Here is a 25027-nt window from a genome sequence, read left to right as displayed (position 1 = left end):
ATAAAAATGATATAAAGGAATGAAAAGAAATATATGGCAAATACATTACTTCGAAGTGGTGATATTAAAGATTTCAAAATGCTTGGGCATGATGGAAAAGCTGCTTATTTAGTCGCAGCTCAAATTCGGGAAACGTTTAGAGTTAAATTAGGCAAACAATTTGCCGATTATTTAGCCATTCCTCAACGCAATGACCAAGGTAATATTATTGATTGGTATATTCCTTTTGATTCAAATCAACCAGATGGGCAATATGATATAGTCCCTTGGACATCGGCTAGTGAATCCGAACAAGAATCCGCCCTTAAGCTTTTAAAGGAATTTGAGCGAAAAGTTGTGGCTCTAGGTGAGCAACTAGCTAGTAACCCAAATATTAAAGGCGATCAGCTATTGTTCAGCCGCCTTATTTATGATCCAAAACACAATTCACAAAGTCTAGAACCTAACTTGATGGCAATACGCTTTCCTAGTAATCAATTTGTTTATATTGTTAATGGTAAACCAGTGATTACTTTTTGGGGGTTTGTTTATCCACAAACGCCTCAAGTAAATTCTCCATTCTATTGTTTAGAGCCTGCAAAAAAAGTAACGCCAACAATCACAGAAGTAGTTACTCCACAAATTAATAATAGACCATGGTGGAAACGTTGGTGGGTATGGTTGTTAGGGTTATTACCTTTATTGTTACTTTTGTTAGCATTGTTTTTATTACGCGGCTGTTGGCTAAAACCTCAAATATCGATTAACCCGAATGTATCTTTAGATAATAGCAATATTAGCCAACCAGAAAAAGATGAAAAACAAGATAGAAAAGATCCAGAGCCAAAAAATGTTGTCGTTGATAATCGATTAGGTGTCACCAATAACGCTATACCAAATGGTACGATTTTAGACAATGCAAATAATATTCCTACCAATAGCAACGTGGCTGGTGATTCAGTTGATCATTCTTTACCTACAGACAATGGAAATGATAGTAATAATATTCCAGATCCTGATGCTAAAGATAATAAAAGCGAGCAAGATGCGGCAAGAACGGATGATAAAGATGACAAATCTACCCCTTTAGATCCTGATAAAAAAGATGATGCAAATATCCAAAATGATCAAAGCGAGCAAGATAAACAAGATAAACAAGATAAAGATAGTGCTGAGCAGACATCTTCGCCATCGGATAAAGATAATAAATCAGATTCTAATTCAGCTGTTGATCAAACTAATCATTTAGCTATGCCAGCTGATGCAATTAAACAAGGATCGACAAAATTCTTAAATGGTCAATGGTCTGTAAATGGTGGTATTCAAGATAAAGCCACTGGTAAACCATTACAATTAAGTTATAACTTTAATGATGGGAATGGCGAAGTCACTGTAACACGTAGTGATGGTGTCAAATGTACAGGTAATGTGGGTACAAACATTAAAAATGCCAATTTAGATATAACGGGTAACACTGAGGCTGTTTGTAGTGACAATACCAAATATCAATTACCAAAGATTCAATGTACACCAGACAAAAATAATAATGCTAATTGTCAGGGAATTTATAATAATGGGACTTCATTCCCAATAACAATGAAAAAACAATAAAGGTTGTATATGCTTCCAGAATTACGCAATTATGGTCAAGAAGTGACACTTATTATGAATAGCGGTATTCAGTTTCTTGACTTTGCACTTAAAATCGATTGGAAAGATAATGAATGGCGCAGTAAAGTTAATGGGTGCTTTATTGATCCCTCTGAGAGTGGTGCGCTAATTAGGTTGGTTGAAGATGTGGAAAGTGGTCAATTTTTTACACCAGATAATCCCACATTTGCTGTTAATCCAACACAGGAAATTAGTGTTGAACAGTCCTTAAAACTATACGATGGCATTTGGTTACCAGTTCCTATGTTACGTTCAATACCTTCAAATCGTTTTGATAAAGGGCCACATAACTGGAGCCGAGTTCGAATCGTTAGTATTCCTGAAGGTGAAGATCCTGATGGTAATACACATCGAATCACTTTTGCTTTTGATACAAAAGTATTTGCTAACTTACAAGATGTTGCTTATCTTGCGCCAACCGAAAACGATGTGATGACTGGTGCAGTATTTAGTTTAGCACATCGCTCAGATCACGTTTCATGGTATTTAGAACTCAAATGGATAACCAGTTGGTTAATTGATCTCTTTCAAGAACTTGCGCCACAACCTGAACGTTTAAAGATACATAAAGATGATATTAATAAAGAGATTAAAAATAAATCTTATTATGCGCATTACCTAAATATCATCCACTTACTTGCCGACTCCTTGCAATTGCCAACAATTAAAATTGTGTCAAACAATAAAGATGATGTTGTTAAATCAATTCCTGTTGATATGATTTTAGATGTGGGTAATTCACGCACTTGTGGCATTTTAATTGAAGATCATGCCCAAGATAAAGATAGTTTAAATCATCGTTATGAGCTTGAAATTCGAGACTTAACCCAACCAGAGCATATTTACAATGAACCGTTTGAAAGCCGAGTAGAATTTGCCCAAACTTTTTTCGGTAAAGAACATTTTTCATTACAAAGCGGTCGACGAGATACATTCCGATGGCCAAGTATTGTCCGTGTAGGCCAAGAGGCAAGTCGGCTTGCAAGTCGGCGAGAGGGTAATGAAGGTGCAACGGGTCTTTCAAGCCCTAAACGCTATTTATGGGATCAAGATAAATATGAGCAAGGTTGGCGTTTTAATTCTCATTATGTAAAAAGTGATCATGAACCATTTGCTACAGCTGAACCTTTTTCAAGCTTAATTAATGAATACGGTGAAGCATTACATATTTTAAGTAATGATATTGAAGAAGAGTATGACCGTAAAATGCCAGTTTTCCACCCAAAATACTCACGCAGTTCTTTGATGACTTTTATGTTATGTGAAGTATTAATGCATGCATTAATGCAAATGAATAGTGTTGCTCAGCGTAATAAACTCGAGCATGCTAAAACGCCACGTAATTTAAGATCTATTATTTTAACTATTCCGCCAGCTATGCCAAAACCAGAACAAGCAATATTTAAAAGTTGCGTATATCAAGCAATAGGTTTGGTTTGGAAAAGCCTTGGTTGGGATAGTTCAGATAAAAATATTGATTTCAATAATCCAGAACAACTAAAAAGTGTATGGCCAAATATCCCTGAAGTGTATATTCAATGGGACGAGGCGACTTGCGGGCAAGTGGTTTACCTCTTTAACGAGACACAAAATAATTATAATGGGCGCAGTGAAGAATTTATTGCTTCAATGGTACGTCCAGGTAAAGCTAATAAACAGAAACTAACTATTGCAACAGTTGATATTGGTGGCGGCACAACAGATTTAGTGATTAACGATTACCAATTAGATTATGGTGTAAGTGGTCAAACCAACGGTAGTAATGCTTATATTGTACCAACGCAACGTTTTCGTGATGGATTTAAGGTTGCAGGGGATGATATTTTACTTGATATCATTCAAGATACCGTTCTAACCGCTTTAACAAATGGTCTAAAACAAGCTGGAATTGCAGATCCAAACCCAATTTTATCTACTATTATTGGTTCACAACAACTATCTATCCAAGATGCGGTATTGCGCCAACAACTCACTTTACAGTTATTTACACCGGTTGGATTACAAATATTAAAAGCGTATGAACTTTATGATCCATTACATTCAGAGCAACATGATTATCGTTCTACCTTTGGCGAATTATTACAACATAATACTATGACTGACAATGTGCTTAATTTTATAAATGAACCTATTAGGCGCGCATTAAATAACTCTGAGTTTTCGGTACTTGATTTAAGTATCGATATTAACCTTAAACGTATACATTATTTGTTTATTCGTGGTGATTATTACAACATCTGTAAAACGTTTGATGCATTATCCGAAATTATTAGTTGTTATCAGTGTGATGTTCTTTTATTAACTGGTCGCCCTTCTCGATTACCGGGAATTCAAAGTTATTTCCGATCACGCTTATCTATGCCTGCAGGGCGAATTTTGCCTTTACATGGTTATTATACTGGTGGTTGGTATCCTTTCCATAAACAAGAACGCATTGATGATCCTAAAACAACGGCTGCTGTGGGTGCTATGCTTTGTTTTTTAAGTAAAAATTTACGATTACCTAATTTCTATTTTAGATCTTCTAATATGGATTTATATTCAACAGTTAAATACATTGGACTTTTAGATAATCTTAATATGATTAAAAAAGAAAATGTTTATTATCAAGATATTGACTTAGATAATCCTGATTATGATTTCCCAGATCTCTCATTTGAAATTAGAGGCACCACAAGACTTGGTTTTAGGCAACTCGAAGTTGAAAGGTGGCCAGCATCGCCTATTTATATTTTAACAATTGAAAATAGTGAAGTGGCCAAGCGATTAAGTGCTGAAGGCGTCGTATTAGAAGTTACTCTCGGCATAAAAAACAAACAAAAAACGGTCGAAAATTTTTATATTAAGGATGTAAAAGCCTCTGATGGGCGAGCCTGTAATAAAAATCAGGATATTAAACTAAGTTTAAATACAATGGTTAACTCTGGTTTAATAAGTACGCAATATTGGCTTGATAGTGGAATGATAAAACGATGAAAAACTTAAATGAACAACTTCCTAAATCTTGGGAACAGGTCTATCAAGCATCAGCAAAGGCCATTGAGTGGGTAGATCAAACACGCCATTCATCTAAACGTTTAGATAGTGAAGCAGATAATTTAATTTTAGATTTACGTCGTTTACGTAATAGTGCAAAACGATTGGGTGATGTATCAACTAAGTCTGTTGCAGTTGGTTTTTTTGGATTATCACAGGCAGGTAAATCGTACCTTATTTCAGCGCTAGCTGCGGGTGAAAATGGTAAGCTTGAAACGGTTGTTGATAACGAAGTTTTAGACTTTATTGATCATGTAAACCCTGTAGGTAGTGGTAAAGAAGCGACAGGTCTTGTTACTCGTTTTAGCCGTATTGCTAAAGGTGGTATAGCTAACTATCCGTTAGAATTAAAATTATTTAAAGAGATAGAAATTGTAAAAATCTTAATAAATGCCTATTTTAAAGATTTTGACCAACAAAAAGTATCCAATAAAATTGAGTTTTCACAGCTAAATCAGTTGATTCAAGGGTTAGAAAATAAAAAACAAATAAGCTATGTTGGCGGTATTATTGAAGATGATGTTGTTGATCTTTATGATTATTTATCTGAGAACTTCGGTAACTCGCTTGAAGGTTTGAAAGGGGGATATTGGGAAAAAGCAACGCACCTTCTTCCTTATTTGCCTGTATCTGATCGTGGTGAACTGATTTCTGTTTTATGGGGTGGTATTTCTGAACTCACCACAATCTATACCCAACTAGCGACGACCTTATCAAGTTTTAGTCATGCTGAAACGGTATATGCGCCGCTTTCTGTCTTAATCAAAGATAATAACGGTACTAAGTCACAAATTGACAGTATTATGAATGTTGATATTCTTGAGCGATTAAATACCGACAAAGATTCATCTGTCACTATAACGCCATTAAATGGCGCACCAACAACTATATCTTTAGCTCAATTGGCTTTTTTAACTGCCGAATTAATTTTTCCATTAGTCAATAAAACCAGAGTACCGACATTTGAAAATGTAGATTTACTTGATTTTCCTGGATATCGAGGCCGTCTAAACTTGATATCGATTTCTGATGTTAAAGAAGGTAATCCAATTGCTCAGCTTTTATTGCGTGGTAAAGTTGCTTATCTTTTTGAAAAATATACTGACAGCCAGGAAATGAATGTGCTAGTTGTTTGTACACCATCAGATAAACAATCTGATGTTAATGATGTAGGTCCAGTACTTGAGCGCTGGATTGATAAAACCCAAGGTGAAACAGCTGAAAAAAGAGCTACTAAAAAGCCGGGATTATTATGGGCAATAACCATGTTTGATAAACGCATTGGCACATCATTAACACTATCTGAAGATAATTTAAAAAATAGCTGGGGCAAAGGAGGTTTGTTACAACAAACTATCTTAGAACGTTTTGGTAGTTATGATTGGTTAAGTAATTGGTCGAACAATCACAAATTTAATAATATTTTTCTAGTTCGAAAACCAGGATTTGATGTGCCATTTTTAAATGTCGAACCGAGCACTAGCCAAGAGATTGATTATAGAGAAAATTATCAAGATAAAATGAATGTATTAAAAAATACATTTGTGCAAAATAGTGATATTAAAGAATATGTGTTCCAGCCAGAAGAAGCATGGGATGCCATGTTAAAACTTAATGATGGCGGTATAGGCCGAATTAGCCAATACTTGGAGCAAGTTGCCATTACGGAAGTAAAACAACAACGTATTGTTGAACAACTTAATGAGAAAATTGATTACATTATTAATATGCGTTTTGATACTTGGTATCAAGCGGATAGTGATGAAGAGCTAGTTAAGAAAAAGCAAGTAATTGCTGATGCAGTTAAAGAATTGCAAAGTAAAGCACTATTATTAGGTGAACTACTTAAAGTGTTTGAATTACCAGATCAAACAATTAGAGCACTTTATCATTCCAATACAATAGAAAATGAAACACAGCAAGATAGCAATGATAATTTGTTAGATAATTTATCGAATGATTTTGGTTTAAATGCTGATTTCGAGTTATTTTCTGATGAGAATTCACCATTGACCACTAAACAAGTTGCCACATTACCAACCGAATCAAAGTTTGCTAAAACTGTTTTTTCGGCATGGTTAGAGCATTTAAGGAATATTGTATTAGATAAGCATATTTTACAGTTTTTTGGTATCAATCAAAAATCACTCTCTTTTATTGTAGAAGAACTTATTACTGCAGCTAATCGAATGAAACTTGAAGCAAGTTTAACCGAGCATATTTTGAATAACGAAAATACTGGTAGTAAGCGTGATGATCTAGAATCTAGACAAATTAGTACTATTCACACTTTACTAGCCGATTTTATTGCATGGCTTGGTTTTATTCAAGGGCAGGGAAGTGATATACCAATGAGTAAAGTTAATCAGGGGAAACCGATATTTTCTTCACCGCTAAGTGAATTGAATGTTCAATCATCACATTCATTACCGAAACTGGACGATAAAACTAAAAATTATTCCCAGTATGCGATATTTGATTGGTTTGTTGCATTTGCAATGCTTGCGCAAGAAAATGTGGGGCACCATGCAGGACGAGAAATTAGTCAAGAACAAAATAGCCGATTGGGTGAAATTCTTAATTTTTTCAAACAATCGCAGATTAATTAAAATTAAATAAAAAATAGAGTAATAGGGAAGTCTTATTTGAGTTGAAAATGTTTCCCTATTCAATAGATCGGATGAATAATACTCGCGTATTTGAGTATAAAAATAGAGGATATCATGGCATTAAGAATTGAATTAGATAGTTATAAACCCGGTATTGCGAAGTTTTTAGCTCAAAAATGGAGTGGTAGTTCTCAAATTGATATACTTGTACAACGCAATCAGGATGGCTATTACTTATCTGGTTTGAATCAATGGAACCCCGAAAAAAATTGGCATACTCTTGAAAATATGTCAGTTGAAAATGAAAAATTAACGGGATACGTTGGTGAATGGTTGGTCGACTCTTTGGTGACACAAGAAAGTCAGCTCCGATTTCTTATACAAATTCGTGATAAGCAAAATCAAAGTTATGTTGATGGTGGTGTTGTTAGTATTGCAGAAACTGTTTTTGCCTCAACAGCATTAAACGCACAAACAACTTTATCTAATGAAGAACAAGTTATAGAACATCCTGAGCCAGTTAATGATCCTATTGTTGAAGATGAACCGCCATTAATTGAAGAATCTAATATTACCTCTCAAAAGGAAACATTAGTCGAACCTATTGAAACGGAGTCAGAATCTGGAATAACTCCTGAGGAACCAGTTAAATCAAAAAGTCGCCTAGGGCTAATTGTTTCTATTGTTGTTGGATGTATGATACTAATTGGACTAGGTCTTGCGGCGTGGTATTTTTTATTTTTCCAAAAACAATTACAACCGACTCCCACAGTGGAAGTTAGTGAACAATGTAGTTTAAGCAACATTTCTACTGATGATTTAACATTTATTCAACAATGTTTACAGACTAAACCTGAAACGGGAGCAATTATTCAGATAATTACTGAAGCTAAAAAAGCAGGAAAATGTAATATAGCTCAGCGTTTATATGCAAATCAAGCACAAACAAATGCTAACATTGCTATGCTATATGCAAAAGAGTATGACGAAAAATTTTATGAAGTGAATAATTGTTTTGAAGCTGATAAAGAAACGGCTATTTATTGGTATGAAACATCTTTGACTAACGATCCAAAGAATACATTCGTTAAAGATCGTTTAACCCAATTACAAAAATAGTGAGGAGCAAGAATGAATAAGCTAGCTATCTCAAAACTGATTTCCACAATAGGTTTAACATGTTTACCATTAATTGGTTTTGCCGCAGAGCCACTTAAGCAGGTAGGTAAAAAAACGCTATATCAGCGTGTACTAAGTACGCCAACATGCGAATTAAAAAGTAATATTGCTGATCCTACTGGTAAATCTTTACCTGCATTTTCACGTTATTATGTTTATGAGCGCAAAAATCAGAATAATCAGCAATGGCTTAATGTAGGACCAGATTCTTATGGAAAAACTATTGGTTGGATTAATGATTCATGTACTATTGCTTGGAATATGCAAATGACATTAGTTTTTACTAATCCAGTTGATCGTGATCCTTTGCTATTTTTCAAGGATAAGGCTGCATTGACTGCGATTGTTGATGCCGATAAACCTGAAACTTTATTAAAACCTATTCGTGAAGCTCTAAAAGCGAATAAAGCAGCTCCAGAAGTACTTGCTCAAGAACCTAAAGAGTTTGTAGATTTTAAAAGTAATTTCTATTTATTACCTATTTTGCAAGGTGAAGAAGTAATGAATGGGCGAGGGTTTTATGAGCGAGTGCTAGAGGTCGCATCAGTAAGTAAACAAGAATCATTGATAAAAAATAACCCAAAGCAAAACACTGCTCAAACTGCTGATGATAGTGCAAATCAAGTAGTACCTTTTAAAGCCGCTATTGTGTTTGTTATTGATTCAACTATTTCTATGGATCCTTATATTTCAAGAACTAAAGAAGCGGTAACGCGAGTTTATCAGCATATTGAAAAAGAAAAGCTACAAGAACAAGTAAAATTCGGATTGATATCATTCCGCTCAAGCTTAAAAGCATCGGATAAGCTCGAATTTGTTACTAAGATTTTTGCCGACCCAAATAAAGTTAAGGATAAAGAAGACTTTAAAAAGTTAAGTGCTTCACTTAAACAAGCTTCTGTTTCTACCTCGTATTTTGCGGAAGATTCTTATGCGGGCATTGCTCAAGCATTAAATGATATTAATTGGAATAGTTTTGGCGCACGTTATATGATTTTAATAACAGATGCTAGTGCGATTCCGGGGGATGATAAGCTTTCTAGTACTGGCATGGATGCAGCGCAATTAAGGCTTGAAGCTCAGCATAAAGGAGTTGCCATTTATGCACTACATTTAAAAACGCCAAGTGGTGCAAAAGATCACCAAGTAGCGGCAGCACAATATTCAGACTTAACTTATAACGATTTCATTCATAAATCACTTTATTACCCAGTTAATGCTGGTGATGTTAATGAATTTGGTAAAAAAGTAGATTTATTAGCGCAAGCACTATCTGAACAAGTCAAACTAGCATATAGAGGTGAAGCTTCTGTTGGTAATGCTCTAAATGCAAAAGATGATAACTCTGATATGTTAAAAGATGCATTGTTATTAAGTAAGGCAATGCAACTTGCTTATTTAGGGGATGTAAAAGGTACTAAAGCACCGTCAGTTTTTAAGGCTTGGATTGCCGATAAAGATTTTGTTAAACCAACTATACCAACAGCAGAGCCACGTATATTATTAACAAAATCACAACTGAGTGATCTGAGTGATGTTGTTAGCAAAATTGCAAATGCAGCTAATGATGGATTGATTTCTGCCGATGATATGTTTTCGCAACTTCGCTCTGTTGCTGCCGCAATGGGGCAAGATCCAAGTAAATTAAAATCAGATTCTGTCACAAAAATTGCAGATTTGGGTTTACTTGGTGAATATTTAGATAATATCCCTTATAAGAGCGATGTAACGGGGCTTGATCAAGATACATGGAAAAGTATGAGTGGGCTTGAACAAGAAAAATTTATTCGTAATTTAAATAGTAAAATTCGCTATTATCAAAAATGTAATGCAGATGTAGATCGTTGGATTTCATTAGCTGAAGGTAGCGATCCGCGTGAGAATGTGTATCCTATACCATTAGAAATGTTGCCATAAAGTTGTGTTGTTAGAAAATATGTTAACCATCAATCAAATTGCAATTTCACGCTCAACAGGCAAATCCTTTTTTAGTGTTTGCCTACCAAAGCTAACTGTAAAAGCTGGTGAGGTGGTCGTTATTCAGGGCGACAGTGGTGCTGGTAAAAGTACTTTACTTGAAATGGTGGGGATGATTCTAAAACCAGACGAAATTGGCTGTTATAATCTGGCTATAGATAGTTGTGATATCGATATTGCAACACTCATCAAACAAGATAAAATAGATCAATTGGCAGATGTTCGTGCTAAGTATTTAGGTTTTATGTTACAAACAGGTGGATTACTGCCATTTTTAACGGTTCGTGACAACATTTTATTATCGTTAAAGTTATTACAGAAAAAAGTGGATAATGATCGCTTTGATTATTTAGTGCAAAAACTCAACATTATTCATTTACTAAATAAATATCCTAAACAGTTATCAATTGGTGAAAGGCAACGAGCTTCCTTTATTCGCTCTATTATTCATAAACCTGCGTTATTACTCGCCGATGAGCCGACTTCGGCATTGGATCCCTATAATGCAAATTTACTTTTTGATTTAATTATAGAACAAGCTCAGCAGGATAATATAGCTGCCATGATTGTAACACATGACCTGCAGCGTATAGCTAACAAAGGATTATTTACTTTATCGGCTAAATTAACCTCCTCACAATCTTCGGAATTTCTACCATTACAAGATAAGGCATAAAAGATGACTAAAGCAATATCAAAATGGTTACTTATAACTCGTTTGTCTGTAGCTGACTTATGGTATGACAAAAAAGTTTCATTTTGTATTATTGCCTCAGTAATATCAGTAATTACACCGCTATTATTGCTATTTAGTTTAAAATATGGTGTGGTTTCTCAACTTCGAGAGCAATTGCTTAATGACCCGCAAAATTTAGAAGTAAAAATAGTTGGTAATTTACAACTAAAAGATGAAGTGTTTGAGTGGATAAAGAAACAGCCAGAAACAGCTTTTGTTATTCCATTAACTCGTTCATTAAATACGCAAGCTGATTTAATGAAAGATGCTAGCCATTTTGTTAATAATGCCGAAATTATACCTACAGCCAAAGATGATCCAATAACAAAAAACTTGCCATTACTTAATAATAAAAAACAAATTTTATTAAGTTCATTATCAGCCGAAAAAATGCAAGTAACAGTAGGAAGTCGAGTCAAAATGGTAATTACTAGGCAGCTTGATGGAAAACTAGAAAAAGGCATGACTGAATTAGATGTGGTTGGCATTATTCCCGAAAACCGTTATAGCCGTGCCGCGGTTTTTGTTACTTTAGAATTGCTTATTGATATGGAAAATTATTATGATGGTTATCAAAGTGACATTTTTCCAACCTCAACAGGACAATTAAATCCACCTGAACATACCTCGTTCGCACGAGCTCGTATTTATGCAGACTCACTTGATAATGTATCACCACTAGCATTTAAATTAAGAGAAAAACACATTGAAACGCGTACACAGGCTAACGCAATTGAAAACATGCAAGCGATTAATAGAGTACTTAATTTTATTTTTAGCGTTATTGCAATTACAGCGATTTTGGGGTGTGTTTTATCATTTATAGGATCATTTTTATCAAATATTGAACGCAAACGTAAAGATATTGCCTTTATGCGATTAATCGGTTTTCGCTCTAAAGGTATTATGCTTTATTTAATAAACCAAGCTATGATTTTAAGCTGTTTGGCTTTTGTTGCCTCTTGTACTCTTTTTGTAATAGGTAATTATGCGTTTAATTTAGTTTTAGGTAAAAATTTGGTTTCACAATCTGTTGTAAGTCAATTACAATTTTATCATCTTATCATTGCCTTTTTACTCACTTTATTTATTGCTGCAGGCATTGTGCTTATAGGAGGGCGACGTGCTATCAAAATTCAACCAGCAGAAAGCTTACGTGAAGCATAATTGTACTCGATACGTCCGACTAGCTTGTTGGGGATTGGCTGCAATTAATCTACATCCATCATTAAGTTTTGCTCAACCTTGGGATAGTAAATTTTATAATCCCAAACCAACAAAAGATGACGTGATTTTACCTATGCCATGTGATGGCAGTTTAGTGATGAAAAAGGTTTTTACCCCGACCAATAAACCGTTAGATGATATTAAAATCATTTTAGGTAGTAACCAAAAAGAACTCGGTTTTGCCGAGTATGCAACACCTAATTATATTGCTGGTAGTTTTTCTGATGCAGGTAAAGAACGGTATTACCTGATAGGTAAATATGAGATTACCGCATTGCAATATCAATCAGTAATGAACGAGACTTGTCCAACTCCTAAAGTAAATCTTTCTTTTCCCATTACTGATATTAGCTGGTTTGATGTCATCGCCTTTACGGATAAATATAATCGTTGGTTAATTGAAAACCAATCAAAAATAAAATCAAGTAATTTACCTAATGGTTATGTTCGTTTACCTAATAATACCGAATGGGAGTATGCCGCTCGCGGTGGGTCAAAAGTGACAGAATCGGAGTTTCGTGAATCCCTATTTCCGATGAAAGGTAATCTCGAAAGCTATGCATGGTTTTCTGGCGCAAAATCTGCTAATGGTAAATTACAACTGATTGGTAGGTTAGAACCTAACCCGCTAGATCTTTATGATATTTTAGGTAATGCAAGCGAAATGATGTTTGATTCGTTTCGAATGAATAAACTAGATCGCTACCATGGTCAACAAGGTGGAGTGATTGTCCGTGGTGGGAGTTATTTAACACCAGAATCATCAACTACCAGTGCTTTTCGTACCGAAAAACCTTTTTATGATGATAAAGGTGCGTATAAAAGTAAAGATGTTGGGTTTCGTTTAGTTTATACAACCGAAGTGATGAATTCGAATGACAAAATCAAAGAGTTAGATAAAGAATGGAGTCAGTTAGGTAACGAAACAGACAGCACAAAAAATGGTAATGTCGTTAATGAGCTTGAAAAAATCACCAAACAAGTTGAAGATGAAAAAACAAAAAAAGAATTAAATAAACTAAATACGCTTTTAAGAAGTGCTAATCAAGCTCGAGATGAACAACGGGATCGTTCCATTCAATCGGCATTACAGCTAGGCGCATTTTTGTGCGCTAATGTTTCAGATTTAAACAGCAAATTTGAGTATAATGACAATTTATATAAAACAATGACCAATGAGGTTTGTGATCCAAAAGAAACAGACGCATTGGAAGATGACAATATGTGCTCAAAAGCGAAGCTAGATAATTTAAAAAAAGTTGTTGATGAATCTAAAAGTGCACGGGATTTTATATTGAAATATTATTCCGACACAATAGTTAATACTGCGTCAAATTACGAAAAAAATACGATTAATGATCAAGCCAAATCAACTCAATTTATTTTAGAAAATAGTGGCAAAGCTAATATGAGTGATTATTTAAAACTTTACTTCAAACATATTAATCAATATATTGAATCGGGAAAAATCGAACGAACGGTTTGGCTACAAACATGTACCGAAATAAAAGGAAATAAATGATGAATAAAATTATCCTAACACTTGCTTTGTGTGTATCGCTTATTCTAACAGGATGCCAAGGTTCTGGCGGAGTGAGCTCCAGAAATGTCGATCCCGCATTGGCCAAAAGTAATACAGCTAAATTTTTTAGTAAATCAGCGTGGCAATCCTGTGCTATTGGTGCTGGTTTGGGCGGTATTGGCTGTATGCTAGCAGGAGGAAAAACAGGCGTATGTATTGCGTCTGCAGCCGTAGGTTGTGGTGTTATGATGGGAGCAAACTATTATCTTGACAACAAACGAGCAGAATATGCGGATGCTGAAATGCGCCTCGATGTTTACATCCAAGATATTCAACAAAACACTTACGAAGTACAAGCTGTAACTGAAACAGCTAAAGCTGTATTAGATAAGAATTTAGCGACACTTAATGTATTAAATAATCAAATTAAAAAAGAAACCTTAAATAAAAAACAGGCTCAAAAAGATTTAGTTCAAATTGATGCTAATATTGCTTATTTACAAGATAAATTACAACGCATGAGAGGCGTTGAAAATGATTGGATTTCAATATCATCTCAAGAACGACAATCAGGTATGAATGTATCAAAACTTGATAAACAAATAAGCCAATTACATAAACAAATTTCAGTACTTGAAAATCAAATTAATCTTGTTACAAAACAACGTTCAGCGGTTAAGGTTAGCTAATTATGAAAAAAAAATATCTTCTATTACTCAGCCCGTTTATTTTTTTAGTTGGTTGTTCAACAACGCCCGAACAGTGTGATCCAACTAATACTAACATTGGTATTATGGACAAAATCAGCTGTAATTATTCAGGGAATTACCAAGCTAGAATTGATCAAAAAAAGCAAATTCTAGAGAATGAAGTAAGAGCTAATCAGCAGTTTAAAGAAATTTATGCCGTAATTGAAAAACAAAAAAATGACACTTCATTAAGCATTAAACAAAAACAGGCACAGCAGCAAAAATTAAAAACTGATTTAACTAAACTAACTGATGAGGTTAAACAAAAAGCCCAAGGCCGTGACGATCTACAGGCTCAAGTCAGAGATATAGAACAGCAACTGAAAAAAGTTAACAATTCAGGTAGTTCTGAACTTGAAAAACAAGTTGAGTTAGAAAAGTTAAATAAAAAACTTCAACAATTGCAAAAAGCACTGAATATATAAATATATTCTGGTTTAATCAATATTCAAACAAAAACTGAAGTTAAATAAAAGGGAATAAATAGGCAATGCAGCGAATAACAAGAGTTATGTGTGATCGTAATAATTCTGAAAAAATATCTTTATTAGATCAATATAATTCATTGTTAGCATTGCTAAAACCGTATTTAACTGATCGTACTTTTTCTATCTTAGCAATAGCAAGATTGATTGACGATAATCAATATATTGGTTGGTATACCGAGTTAGAAGGACAACCTGTTTTATTGAACGAAATTAGTGATCAATCACTTAAAGCTAAGATAGAAAAAACGCTACAATATCGTATTAACGATATCGAAACAACTGTTAAGATAATACCCATAACAGCTGAGCAGCAGGCATTCATTTCATCATGGTTACCTAGAATTAAAAGTTTAGGCAATCATATTTATGTTATTAATGATGAGCCGGTTATTGTTAATACCTTTGAAGACCCTGTTTTACCTGCTCCAGCACCAGTTATTCTTCCAAAATCATTTTGGCGTTGGTGGCATTTTTTACTTCTGGCCCTATTATTACTTTCTTTGCTTGGTATTATTTGGTACTTATTTTGCCCATATGGAAAAGCAAAGCCTACGATTCCTGATACAAAGCCTGTAATTACTCAGCCAGTTGAAGAAAAGAAATCAGACCCACCAAAAGAAGAGCAACAACCTGTTGTAAAATCGGAGCCTGAACCGATACCAGCACCTAAAAGTTGTATTACTCGTGAAGAAATTGCGAATAATACAGACACACCAAAAATGGTTATGATATTTGACAATTCAGCATCGATGTCATTGACTTTAATGGAAACTCAGGCATCCATTAATCAATACTTGCATGCTGATTTTTATTCAATGACACAACAAGAAATTGATGAATATGAAAAACGAATGACTCGCTTACCAAATCGGTTATCAACAAGTAAAAAAGTAGCATTGTCGAGCATTGATAAAATACAAGCAGACGTTAATATTGCGCTAGTAACTCTATCTGCTTGTCCTGTTGCACAAACTACTCCATTTTATCATTATGAAAATAGAAGCAAGTTAAAAAATAAAATAAATAGGTTACAACCATTAGAAAATAAAAGCGCAACACCTTTATATAGTGGTATAAAACAAGCAAGTAAAATGCTTGATGGTGTAAACCGTGATGATTACATATTAGTTATTAGTGATGGTGAAGATAACTGTACCAAAGCTAATATTTGTGCTTTAGCGAACAAAATTGCCACTCAACAACCTCGTTTAAAAATAAATATTGTTGATATCGCTGGGCAGCATAAAATTGACTGTGTAGCAAACAAAACTGGAGGTAAGGTTTATATAGCTCAAAGTCCAAAACAGATAATTAACCAAATGGATAAAGCTATTTCGAGTATGAATATTAGTAAACCTATATGCGAATAATCAATTTTAAATAAAACGATACAATTACATAGCTCGAATGTATCGTTTTTTATATTTTTATCTATAAAAGTTAGATTTAGCACATTATTTAGAGTAATAATATGAGAATGTAAGGAATTAAATCAATAATGCAACGAATAACGCGGATAGTCTTTGATTATAATAATCTAGAGAAAATTTCTCTATTAGAACAATATAATTCCTTAATATTATTATTAAAATCACATTTAACTGATCGTACTTTTTCGGTTTTAGCAATACCAAAATTGATTGATAACAATGAATATATTGGATGGTACACTAATCTTGAAGGGCAACCTATATTACTTGATAGTCTTGTCGATGAATCGCATAGAAACAAAATAGCCAAGACATTACAAACACGTATTAATGATATTGAAAATGCTATTAAACTAATGCCATTAAACGGTGAAGAGCGAAATTTAGTTTCAGCATGGCTTCCAAGAATTAAAAGTTTAGGTAACCTAATTTATGTTATTAATGATGAGCCCGTTATTATTAATACCTTTGAAGAACCAGTTTTACCTGTAGTAGCTCCAGTTATTCCACTAAAACCATTTTGGCGTTGGTGGCATTTTTTACTATTAGCCTTATTGCTTGTTGGTTTGCTTGGTATTCTGTGGTATTTATTTTGCCCTTTTGGTAAACAAAAAACAGTTGTTCCCGATCCTATAGCTATTGTTGCGCCGGCTGTTATAGTGAAGAAGCCTGAACCTAAACCGGCGTCTGAGCCTGTTACTGAGCCAAAAGATACCGTGCCTGAAGAATCTACGCCAATTGCAACATCAGAGCCTAAACCTGAACCGATACCTCAGCCACCGTTAAAGCCAAAGGTAAAAAATCCACCGAACTGTATAACCAAAGAAGAGATGAATAAAGATCCTAATCCATCTAAAATGGCAATAGTGTTTGATAATTCATTATCAATGACAGTAACATTAAATGAATCACCATCAGCGGTTGAACAATATTTTCGATATTTGACGTATGGTAGTAATATGTCAGAAGAAGAAAGAATCAAATACGAAAAGCGTATGACCCGTTTACCAACTCGTTTATCAAGTAGTAAGAGTGTGGCTACATCGAGTATTGATAAGATACAACCAAATATTGGTATTTCACTGGTAACGTTGACTAATTGCCCAGCAGCAGAAGTTTCGCCGTTTTATAATTACAAAAATCGCCCATCACTAAAGCATAGAATTAGAAACTTAACACCGACTGCAGCCGGAGGAGGTGGAACACCTTTATATAATGGTTTAGAAAAAGCGAGTAAAATGCTTGATGGCATAAATCGTGATGATTATATTCTTATTATTAGCGATGGTGAAGATAATTGTACAAGGAAAAATATTTGTACATTAGCAAATTATATAGCTGCACAAAAACCACGATTAAAGATTAATATTGTGGATATTGCTGGTGAACACAAAATTGACTGTATTGCTAATGCAACAGGTGGAAAAGTTTATATTGCTCAAAGCCCTAAAGATATGATTAAACAAATGAATAAAGCGGTTTCAAATTTGAAAATTGATAGGCCTGTGTGCCAATAAATAATAAAAAATTATATTAACTAATTTTATTGAGTTTTTTTAATTCAATTATACAGCTATACAGTTATTTGAGCTCGACAATGTTTCGGACTTTTTTATAGAATAAATAACATTCGTACTAACGCCCGATTTGGCGAATTTTATGCGAAATTCCATAAGGCCAAGCCAACAGGAATGTTTGGCTGCGCTAGTCAAGAACGAATTATAGAGGATGAGTTAAAACTGAGCGCTGGCGGATATATTTTCTGTAACAAATTTGAATATTTGAGCAAAGTGAAGATGATCTCGAAAAGGCGAGTATCAGGATAATATGAGTAAATATAAGTAGGCTTTATTCTGTACAGCTAAGAATGAGATTGTTAAATGGGATCTGGCAATTCGCATAGCTTGCTTGCCACTATTGTTATTTATTCCACCAAAAGGCTAAAACGTCTAAAACCACTACACCAAACAAAATCTTAGCACGCTGTAACCAACAGATTTAATTTAAAAAAGCAAAACAAAAATTCCAATACAATCAAATTCTATATCTTGATGGTTTTAAATCAAAATAAACGCTCACAACACCGTAAAGTAAATATGGGAATCTTCTTTATGGTGTCAGAATGTAATGACAATTATAAGTAAGAGCAGCACGCAAAACAGGAGGTTTGGTGGATTATTTTGTTGTTGCCATTACTATGTTTAAATTGGTGAGTAAAAATTATAAAGGTAAATTACGTTTAATCATACATTGTTTATAAGCATCAAAAGCTTTTTGATTTAATTTCATGCCATACATATAAAGAATGCCGTAGCACAAAACTGCAAGAGCAACACTATCTTTGTATTTTTTAAACATATTATAGTGTTGTATTAATATTTCATCACTTATTTTATCACTTTTTTTATCTGATTTTACTTGCTTTATAATTGTGTAACATAGCAATAGAATAAATATGCCTAAGAAAGTCAACAGTCCGATAATTAATGCAGCAAAAACTGCAAGTCCCATAATGGTTTGTAAAAAATTCATCATTTTTAAATTCTCCTATTTCTCAATTTAATAAAATATGCTTTTATATTAGTATTATTTTCAATCATTACCATAGTTAGGCTTTAAAACGGAAAAAACACCGGTACTAAAGCAATATCTACCGCCATTACTAAAAACGTTAATGGTACACCAATTTTGACAAAATCGCTAAAGCTGTATCCTCCCGGTGCCACCACCATGGTTTTAATCGGTGAGGATACGGGCGTAATAAATGACGATGATGTGGCAATTGCCACCGTCATGGCAAATGGATAAGGTGAGTAACCGAATTTTAGTCCTAAATCAATAGCGATTGGCGCAATTAAAATTGCTGTTGCAGTATTGGATATAAATAATCCAATTGTTGAGCATAATAAGAAAATAAATGTTAGCACCATGTATGGGCCGAAAGAGCGTAAATGGACTTCAAGCCAAGCTGATATGAGTGAAATTCCCCCCGTTTTGTTGAGTGCTAGTGCAAAAGGCATCATACCTATAATTAGAATTAAGGTTGGCCAATGTATGGATTTATAGGCATTGGTCATGTCAATGCATCGTGTTGCCCCCATCAGTAAGCAGGCGATTAATGCCGCAACCACATTAGGCACAATACCTGTCACCATTAAAATAATCATAATGGCGAGATTAATTAAAGCCGCTGGTGCTTGTGAGCTTGCTGGTGCAATATCGTCGATATCGGCTGGAAAGTCTAATACAACAAAGTCATTGGTTCGAGTTTGTAGTTTTTGGATCGAACCCCAGTCACCACAAACTAATAATGTATCACTCATTTCTAAACGTTCTTGGAATAAGTTGTTTGTTTCAACTGGTGCATGATTACGCCAAATACCAATTACAGTCAGGAAATATTTTCCTCTAAAATCAATTTCATTAAGTGTTTTTCCACACAGTGTCGATTCTGGGAGCAGGGCAACTTCGGCCATGCCGACTTGTTTAACCTGTTCTGAAAAATATTCACCTCGTAATACTTTCGGTTCAAGGTTGTTAGTGTTTAAAAAGGTTCGATAATCGGCTTCGGAGTGTGACATATCGAGTAATAAAATATCATTTTCACGAAATTCGGTTGAGCCATTAACGGGGATTAGTACTTTGTGGAATTTGCGCCAACGTTCAATACCAATAACATTTACACCATGTTCACTACGCAAATGTAAGCCATCAATTGTGCGCCCAACAAAAGGTGAGCCAGCTAGTATTTGTGCTCGATGGGCTCGGCCAATTAATTTATAGTCTCGAATTAAATCGGTGATTTTTCGTCTTTGTGGTTGGGTATTAGTTGGGGTAACTTGTTCTGCTGTGAGTAACCAATTGCGTGTTAATATGCAATATATAACCCCGACAATTAAAACACCAATACCAATTGGGGTGATCGAGAAAAAACTGAATTCAGTCAAAGCGGCACGGTTTAATTCACTGTTTACCACAAGGTTTGGTGCGGTGGCAACCAGTGTCATCATGCCACTTATTAATGCCGCAATACAAAGTGGCATCATTAATTTTTTTACATGAATACCGGTATGGTTAGCAATGCTAATGGCAACAGGTATAAAAATTGCAACTACGCCAGTTGAGCTCATCACTGAGCCAAGTAAAGCAACGCCTAACATAATACAGGTGATAATGCGAATATCGTTTTTGCCTGCAACTTTTAATATGTATTCGCTCATTTTGTATGAAATGCCTGTTCTAACCAAGCTTTCACCAATAATAAATAGAAGGGCAATTAAGATAATATTAGGATCGCTAAATCCAGCGAGGGCTTCAGCTGGTGTTAATACACCTGTGATGGTGATTGCCGTGATTGTGAGCAATGCAATAATGTCCATTCTTAATTTGCTGAACGAAAACATTAAAATTGCTATTAATAATAATATGCAGACAGTAATAAGTGGGTAATATTCAATAAAATAATTAGGTAAGAATTTAGCGATTGATGATACTAAACCATCCTCAGATGACAAATGTTCCACAAAAAGTAGCTCTATGATACAGATTACATTTTGTACATAATACCTTGATTTATTGTAATAGGGAATATCTCTAAATAAAGTTTATATGGCTATAATTACTTTATCGTTAATTTTTTTTACGTTATTTTTCGTTTTTTAACATTTTTTGCTATTTTCTTTATGACCTATTCGCATTATTGAAAAGTAGGTGTAATTTAAGCAACTAAACCTATTTAATCGTTAACTCTTTAGGAGAGAATATGTCATCAAAAAAATCTGTTGCACAAATTATAGTTGATGTTTTGTCTGAAGCAGGTGTTAAGCATTGTTATGGTATTGTTGGGGATACTTTGAATCATATTACTTCTTCTATTAAAAAAAGTAATATTGAATGGGTACATGTTCGTCATGAGGAAGTCGGTGCTTTTGCCGCAGGGGCAGAAGCTTATTTAACAGACCAAATTACGGCTTGTGCTGGATCTTGTGGTCCAGGAAGTTTGCATTTTATTAACGGTATTTATGAAGCACACCGTAATAAAGTACCTGTTGTTTTATTGGCAAGCCAATTGGTGACTTCGCAACAAGGTACCGATTTTCCGCAAGAAGTTGACTTTGAATCTATTTATAAAAATTGTTCTGTATTTTGTCAGCAAATCAATGATCCAACCCAAGCAAGACAAATAACAACCGCAGCAGTTCAAGCTGCAATTAATCAACGAGGTGTAGCTGTTTTAGTGGTACCTTATAATATTAGTTTAATTAAGGTTGAAGATAATAGTGGGCATAAAATTTATCATCCTAAACCTATTATTCGCCCGTCAAATGAAGAATTGAATCAAATCGCAGAAATACTTAATAATAATCATAAAATAGCTATCTTCGCTGGGCAAGGAGTGTGTGAGGCTCACGATGAGCTTATTGCCTTTGCTGAAAAATTAAAATCACCTATTGTGCATACATCGAGGGGTAAAGATTTTGTCGAGTATGATAATCCTTATAACGTTGGTATGACTGGTATGTTTGGTATGGAGTCAGGAACAACAGCGATTAAAGAGTGTGATGTGTTAATTATGTTAGGTGCTGATTTTGCGTGGTCGCAATTTTATCCTGATAAAGCGATTATTATTCAAGTTGATATTGATGCCACTCATCTTGGGCGGCGTCATCCAGTGAGTGTGGGGGTTGTTGGTAGTAGTAAGCCAACGTTAGCCGCTTTAATTCCTTTAGTTGATGAAAAGCAAGATTCTAAGTTTTTAGAAAAATGTCGCCAATTGTATATAAAAGCAATGGATAAATTGAATAAGAAAGCTGTACCATCTCAAACAATGATTCATCCTCAATATTTAACCGAGCTTGTTGATAAATATGCGACACAAGACGCTGTGCTTTGTGCTGATGTTGGATCAGCTATGGTTTGGGCTTGTAGGCATTTTAATACCAACGGAAAAAGACGTACTGTAATTAGTTTGAAACATGGCACAATGGCAAATGCAATGCCGCAAGCGTTAGGTGTGCAAAAAGCATTTCCTAATCGTCAGGTCATTACTTTATCAGGTGATGGTGGTATTAGTATGTTATTAGGCGATTTGTTAACTACAATTCAAGAAAATTTGCCAATTAAAATTATTGTGCTTAATAATAGTTCACTTAATTTTGTTGAATTGGAACAGAAATCAGAAGGTTTAGTTGATCACTATACCGATTTACAGAATCCTAATTTTGCAAAAGTTGCCGATTCGATGGGATTATTTGCGATAAGAGTTGATAACTCTGATTCTCTTGATGAAGCAATGCAATCATTTTTATCGCATCAAGGTCCTGCATTATTAGATGTTAAAACCAGCTCTAATGAATTAGTTATGCCGCCTGAAATTCAAGCATCGCAGGTTATGGGGATGGCGCTTTACAGTGTAAAAGCTTCTTTGCAAGGGAAAATGGGCGATGTAGTAAATCTATTGGTGGATAATTTTATCAAGAAATAGTTTATATTATTTTTTATATTTATTTTAAATGACAAGTTTACAGAGAGTTTTTGTTAAAAACTTTCAGGAAATAGGGGTGTTTCAGTATAATTTGGGGGGGGGCTGCCGCTGATTTGCGGCAGAATAAATGAATTAAAAACTAACGGCGCCTTCTTCTGCGGAAGTTAAATTTTCTCGGATAACGGTAAATAGTTCACGCCCATAACCTAGATGTGAATCCGTTAAGTCGAAAGAATAAGGTTCACGTTTGGCTAATTCTGCTTCGTCTACTAATAATGTTATTTCGCCAGTTTGACCATTAACACGGATCATGTCGCCTTCTTGAACTTTACTGAGTAAACCGCCATCATAAGCTTCGGGGGTGACATGAATTGCGGCAGGTACTTTACCCGAAGCCCCCGATAATCGACCATCAGTTAATAGCGCAACTTTATAACCTTTATCTTGCAGAACACCTAGCGGTGTTATTAGTTTATGCAATTCTGGCATGCCAATTGCTTTTGGGCCTTGATAACGGACAACAACTACGCAGTCTTTATCTAGTTTGCCTGCTTTATATTCGGCATCTAAATCATATTGGCTATTAAAGATGACTGCTGGTGCTTCAATAATTTGATGTTCAGGTGCAACGGCTGATGTTTTCATAATTGCACGACCAAGATTTCCTGACATCACTTTTAATCCACCATGAGAATTAAATGGTCTTTTGATTGATGCAATGACGCTGTCATCTAATGATTTTGTTGGACCTTCACGGAAAGTAAGTTTGCCATTTTCTAAAATAGGTTCTTGAGTATAACGACTAAGTCCACGCCCTACTACAGTTTCAACATCTTCATGTAATAAACCACCCGATAATAATTCGCGAACCAATAAAGATGTCCCTCCAGCGGCTTGAAAATAGTTTATATCGGCTGGACCATTCGGGTAAATTCGGCAAAGTAGTGGTACTGCTGTTGATAGATCTGAAATATCATTCCAATTAATAATTATGCCTGCTGCTTTAGCCATCGCCACAATATGCATTGTTAAATTAGTTGAACCGCCAGTTGCGAGTAGTGCAACTAGACCATTGACAATCACCTTTTCATCTACCATTTTACCAATAGGCATATAGTTTCCTGATTGGTTGGTTAGGCGAGTAATTTGTTTAGCAGCAGCATTGGTTAATTCATAACGTAATGCTGTTTCAGGATGAACAAAGGCCGTCCCTGGCAAATGTAGTCCCATTAATTCAATAACCATTTGGTTACTATTTGCGGTACCATAAAAAGTACAAGTACCACTAGTGTGATAAGATGCCGATTCTGATTCAAGTAAGTCTTCACGCGAAGCTTTACCTTCTGAGTAAAGCTGGCGGATACGCACCTTTTCTTTATTAGGTAAGCCCGATGGCATTGGTCCTGCAGGTACAAAAATAGCAGGTAAGTGACCAAACGTTAATGCGCCAATAAATAGACCTGGTACAATTTTATCGCATATTCCAAGATATAGAGCACCATCAAACATATTATGTGAAAGCCCGACAGCAACCGACATTGCAATCACATCACGGCTCATTAATGATAGCTCCATTCCAGGCTCGCCTTGAGTTACACCGTCGCACATGGCAGGTACTCCACCAGCCATTTGCCCAACTGCGCCAACTTCGTGAAGTGCTTTTCGAATTTGTTCAGGATAAAACTCATACGGTTTATGAGCTGATAACATGTCATTATAAGAACTAATAATCCCTATGTTACTTTTTAAAATGTTTTTTAGATCACTTTTATCATCGCTACAACAAGCAGCAAAACCATGGGCTAAATTACTACATGGTAAACTAGATCGAGTTACTTTTTTATGCATAGCTCTTTCTATTTTTTGCAGATAAGCGGTACGAGATGCCCTAGAACGCTCAATAATACGTTGAGTTACAGCCTGAATAGTCGGATTCACAT

At 34.9% G+C, this 25027-nt stretch carries 16 protein-coding genes; 13 read left to right on the top strand and 3 right to left on the bottom strand.

Annotation, left to right across the window (positions count from 1 at the left end; translation table 11 throughout):
- The first annotated feature begins 33 nt into the window (after positions 1–33).
- The 12 genes from ACGH6Q_RS00585 (at position 34) to ACGH6Q_RS00530 (ending at position 18120) form a co-directional block, all read left to right on the top strand.
- Positions 34–1590, top strand: coding sequence for an SrfA family protein (locus tag ACGH6Q_RS00585; protein WP_174798838.1), 1557 nt, complete (start codon positions 34–36; stop codon positions 1588–1590).
- Positions 1591–1599: 9 nt separating this feature from the next.
- Positions 1600–4626 carry a virulence factor SrfB gene (locus tag ACGH6Q_RS00580; RefSeq protein ID WP_411591428.1) on the top strand — a complete coding sequence of 1009 codons (3027 nt, stop codon included), beginning with the start codon at positions 1600–1602 and terminating at the stop codon, positions 4624–4626.
- Positions 4623–7295, top strand: a complete 2673-nt coding sequence (locus ACGH6Q_RS00575; protein WP_411591427.1) for a putative virulence factor — start codon at positions 4623–4625, stop codon at positions 7293–7295. The genes ACGH6Q_RS00580 and ACGH6Q_RS00575 overlap by 4 nt, the downstream gene beginning before the upstream one ends.
- 114 nt (positions 7296–7409) lie before the next feature.
- Positions 7410–8414, top strand: coding sequence for a hypothetical protein (locus ACGH6Q_RS00570; RefSeq protein WP_085164565.1), 1005 nt, complete (start codon positions 7410–7412; stop codon positions 8412–8414).
- Positions 8415–8426: 12 nt separating this feature from the next.
- A complete protein-coding gene (locus ACGH6Q_RS00565) occupies positions 8427–10391 on the top strand; it encodes a vWA domain-containing protein (RefSeq protein ID WP_174798841.1) in 1965 nt (654 codons plus the stop codon).
- Positions 10392–10410: 19 nt separating this feature from the next.
- Positions 10411–11127 carry an ABC transporter ATP-binding protein gene (locus ACGH6Q_RS00560; RefSeq protein WP_065625390.1) on the top strand — a complete coding sequence of 239 codons (717 nt, stop codon included), beginning with the start codon at positions 10411–10413 and terminating at the stop codon, positions 11125–11127.
- 3 nt (positions 11128–11130) lie between these two features.
- A complete protein-coding gene (locus ACGH6Q_RS00555) occupies positions 11131–12354 on the top strand; it encodes an ABC transporter permease (RefSeq protein WP_085164559.1) in 1224 nt (407 codons plus the stop codon).
- On the top strand, positions 12311–13936 hold the full coding sequence (locus ACGH6Q_RS00550; RefSeq protein ID WP_208610441.1) for an SUMF1/EgtB/PvdO family nonheme iron enzyme: 1626 nt from the start codon (positions 12311–12313) through the stop codon (positions 13934–13936). Before ACGH6Q_RS00555 ends, ACGH6Q_RS00550 begins: the two co-directional genes overlap by 44 nt.
- Positions 13936–14625 (top strand): hypothetical protein, encoded by a 690-nt coding sequence (locus ACGH6Q_RS00545; RefSeq protein WP_174798842.1) that lies wholly within the window; start codon positions 13936–13938, stop codon positions 14623–14625. Before ACGH6Q_RS00550 ends, ACGH6Q_RS00545 begins: the two co-directional genes overlap by 1 nt.
- Positions 14626–14627: 2 nt before the next feature.
- Positions 14628–15110 (top strand): hypothetical protein, encoded by a 483-nt coding sequence (locus ACGH6Q_RS00540; RefSeq protein ID WP_174798843.1) that lies wholly within the window; start codon positions 14628–14630, stop codon positions 15108–15110.
- A 65-nt stretch (positions 15111–15175) separates the two neighbouring features.
- On the top strand, positions 15176–16543 hold the full coding sequence (locus tag ACGH6Q_RS00535) for a VWA domain-containing protein (protein WP_174798844.1): 1368 nt from the start codon (positions 15176–15178) through the stop codon (positions 16541–16543).
- Positions 16544–16671: 128 nt separating this feature from the next.
- Positions 16672–18120, top strand: coding sequence for a VWA domain-containing protein (locus ACGH6Q_RS00530; RefSeq protein WP_411591424.1), 1449 nt, complete (start codon positions 16672–16674; stop codon positions 18118–18120).
- A 703-nt stretch (positions 18121–18823) separates the two neighbouring features.
- On the opposite strand, the gene ACGH6Q_RS00525 is transcribed toward ACGH6Q_RS00530, so the two are convergent.
- Together ACGH6Q_RS00525 and ACGH6Q_RS00520 are read right to left on the bottom strand one after the other, a co-directional pair.
- A complete protein-coding gene (locus tag ACGH6Q_RS00525; RefSeq protein ID WP_065609344.1) occupies positions 18824–19138 on the bottom strand; it encodes a hypothetical protein in 315 nt (104 codons plus the stop codon).
- Between the two features lie 80 nt (positions 19139–19218).
- Complete coding sequence (locus tag ACGH6Q_RS00520) at positions 19219–21060, bottom strand: SLC13 family permease (protein WP_411591498.1); 1842 nt, start codon at positions 21058–21060, stop codon at positions 19219–19221.
- A 305-nt stretch (positions 21061–21365) separates the two neighbouring features.
- Between ACGH6Q_RS00520 and ACGH6Q_RS00515 the strand changes: the two genes are divergently transcribed.
- Positions 21366–23087 (top strand): thiamine pyrophosphate-dependent enzyme, encoded by a 1722-nt coding sequence (locus tag ACGH6Q_RS00515; protein ID WP_174798845.1) that lies wholly within the window; start codon positions 21366–21368, stop codon positions 23085–23087.
- 132 nt (positions 23088–23219) lie between these two features.
- Here ACGH6Q_RS00515 and edd read toward each other — a convergent pair whose 3' ends face one another.
- Positions 23220–25025, bottom strand: a complete 1806-nt coding sequence (edd, locus tag ACGH6Q_RS00510) for a phosphogluconate dehydratase (protein ID WP_411591422.1) — start codon at positions 25023–25025, stop codon at positions 23220–23222.
- Between the last annotated feature and the right edge of the window lie 2 nt (positions 25026–25027).

The sequence above is a fragment of the Gilliamella sp. BG2 genome (assembly GCF_046635645.1).
In the GTDB taxonomy this organism is placed as follows: Bacteria; Pseudomonadota; Gammaproteobacteria; order Enterobacterales; family Orbaceae; genus Gilliamella; species Gilliamella bombi.
This window is presented reverse-complemented; position numbering and strand designations above follow the sequence as displayed.

Bases quoted from the DNA above. Each gene is read 5' to 3' on its own strand.
- ACGH6Q_RS00560 (WP_065625390.1), top strand. From the start codon at position 10,411: ATGTTAACCATCAATCAAATTGCAATTTCACGCTCAACAGGCAAATCC.
- ACGH6Q_RS00565 (WP_174798841.1), top strand. From the start codon at position 8,427: ATGAATAAGCTAGCTATCTCAAAACTGATTTCCACAATAGGTTTAACA.
- ACGH6Q_RS00525 (WP_065609344.1), bottom strand. From the start codon at position 19,138: ATGATGAATTTTTTACAAACCATTATGGGACTTGCAGTTTTTGCTGCA.
- ACGH6Q_RS00530 (WP_411591424.1), top strand. From the start codon at position 16,672: ATGCAACGAATAACGCGGATAGTCTTTGATTATAATAATCTAGAGAAA.
- ACGH6Q_RS00580 (WP_411591428.1), top strand. From the start codon at position 1,600: ATGCTTCCAGAATTACGCAATTATGGTCAAGAAGTGACACTTATTATG.
- ACGH6Q_RS00585 (WP_174798838.1), top strand. From the start codon at position 34: ATGGCAAATACATTACTTCGAAGTGGTGATATTAAAGATTTCAAAATG.
- ACGH6Q_RS00535 (WP_174798844.1), top strand. From the start codon at position 15,176: ATGCAGCGAATAACAAGAGTTATGTGTGATCGTAATAATTCTGAAAAA.
- ACGH6Q_RS00545 (WP_174798842.1), top strand. From the start codon at position 13,936: ATGAATAAAATTATCCTAACACTTGCTTTGTGTGTATCGCTTATTCTA.
- ACGH6Q_RS00515 (WP_174798845.1), top strand. From the start codon at position 21,366: ATGTCATCAAAAAAATCTGTTGCACAAATTATAGTTGATGTTTTGTCT.
- ACGH6Q_RS00540 (WP_174798843.1), top strand. From the start codon at position 14,628: ATGAAAAAAAAATATCTTCTATTACTCAGCCCGTTTATTTTTTTAGTT.
- ACGH6Q_RS00575 (WP_411591427.1), top strand. From the start codon at position 4,623: ATGAAAAACTTAAATGAACAACTTCCTAAATCTTGGGAACAGGTCTAT.
- ACGH6Q_RS00555 (WP_085164559.1), top strand. From the start codon at position 11,131: ATGACTAAAGCAATATCAAAATGGTTACTTATAACTCGTTTGTCTGTA.
- ACGH6Q_RS00570 (WP_085164565.1), top strand. From the start codon at position 7,410: ATGGCATTAAGAATTGAATTAGATAGTTATAAACCCGGTATTGCGAAG.